Origin of the sequence: Cellulophaga sp. BC115SP (genome assembly GCF_009905545.1) — a bacterium.
GTDB lineage: Bacteria > Bacteroidota > Bacteroidia > Cytophagales > Spirosomataceae > Flectobacillus > Flectobacillus rivi.
This window is the reverse complement of record NZ_JAAALB010000151.1, coordinates 1-1,176: the sequence shown is the minus strand read 5'-3', so window position 1 is coordinate 1,176 and position 1,176 is coordinate 1. Positions and strand designations below refer to the sequence as shown.

The following is a 1,176-nucleotide window of genomic DNA, read 5'->3' as shown; positions in this document are numbered from 1 at the left end:
TCATCTTAAAAATAGTTTGTAATTTATGCAAAGATAAAACTGGAGAGGCAAAAGCTACCAGAGGTTTAGTTCAACATAGTATTTATGAAAAAGGGGCGGACTGAAGTAATTGAACAGCAGTAAATTAATCAACATTTGCACCAGCGGACGGAATACTATGAAGCAGTTGAAAGTAACTCAACTTTGGAACAAAACTCAGCATCAGTTATGGGCTGACGAGTTCTAAATTCCCCTTCTTCATAAATACTTGTCCATTAGCGGTCAGGCTAAAAGACAAGAATTACAAACTTAAAACAAAGAAATATGAAGTATTTAGAGAAATGGATTTCCAAACTTAACTCACAGCAAAAAATTATTTTTGCATTTGTAGTGCCAATTGGTTTATTTATTTTGTTCTATCCAATCGCAAATGAATTTGACGGTACCTGGCAGTCAAAGCCATTTAGATTTGAAGAAACTTGGTGGGTTTGGTTAATATATGTCGCAATTGTGGGAGTATTCGAATACAAACTTTTTGAACAAAGAAAAAATGACTAAACAAAGATTTTTTGTTGCAACAAGTGGAAATGACGATGAAGCATACAGAGAAGCAATGCAGTATGCTTGTAAACTTGCTGACAATGACCCAGAAATAAAAAGAGTCGTTTTATTAGTTCATACCAAACAAAATACGGGTTGGTTTGAAAGGATTTTTGGCAGAGAAATAGAGAAACAATTGTTCAAAGGAACAACATTCAAAAATTGCAGACCAGTTTTCAAGTTTGAAACCAAAAAAACATACTGTCGGCTTCCCATTTTTAGTACAGATTAAAAATATACATAATCTGTCTGTTTTGATTATGTTTTTAACCCTTCTTGGGCTGAGTGTAGCGTAGCGGAACGAAGCCCAAGAAGGGTGTTTTGTTTTTTCATTCTATAATCTACTGGGCTCATACCACCTAAAGAGACATGCGGTCGAACGAAATTATAATCCCTCAGCCATAGATCTGTTTCTTGGCGAACTTCCTCCAAAGAATCAAAAGCATAAGCATCTAACACATGTCTGCGGTAAGTTTGGTTAAATCGCTCAATGTAGGCGTTTTGCGTTGGTTTCCCTGGTTGAATATAGTGAAAAACGATGTCATTCATCTGACTCCATTCTTGCGCTAGTTTTGCTACAAATTCTGGTCCATTATC

2 protein-coding genes and 1 pseudogene are annotated in these 1,176 nt (G+C 35.7%); 2 read left to right on the top strand and 1 reads right to left on the bottom strand.

The features are described 5' to 3' along the window. The first annotated feature begins 303 nt into the window (after window positions 1-303). Together GVN22_RS27335 and GVN22_RS27330 are read left to right on the top strand one after the other, a co-directional pair. Complete coding sequence (locus GVN22_RS27335; protein WP_166554160.1) at window positions 304-537, top strand: hypothetical protein; 234 nt, start codon at window positions 304-306, stop codon at window positions 535-537. Continuing rightward, complete coding sequence (locus tag GVN22_RS27330) at window positions 530-811, top strand: hypothetical protein (protein ID WP_166554159.1); 282 nt, start codon at window positions 530-532, stop codon at window positions 809-811. Before GVN22_RS27335 ends, GVN22_RS27330 begins: the two co-directional genes overlap by 8 nt. A gap of 104 nt (window positions 812-915) precedes the next feature. Here GVN22_RS27330 and GVN22_RS27325 read toward each other — a convergent pair. Continuing rightward, window positions 916-1,176: pseudogene (locus tag GVN22_RS27325) on the bottom strand (transposase); the annotation flags it as partial.

Excerpts from the sequence above, each read along its gene's own strand:
- GVN22_RS27330 (WP_166554159.1), top strand. The coding sequence starts at position 530 with ATGACTAAACAAAGATTTTTTGTTGCAACAAGTGGAAATGACGATGAA.
- GVN22_RS27335 (WP_166554160.1), top strand. The coding sequence starts at position 304 with ATGAAGTATTTAGAGAAATGGATTTCCAAACTTAACTCACAGCAAAAA.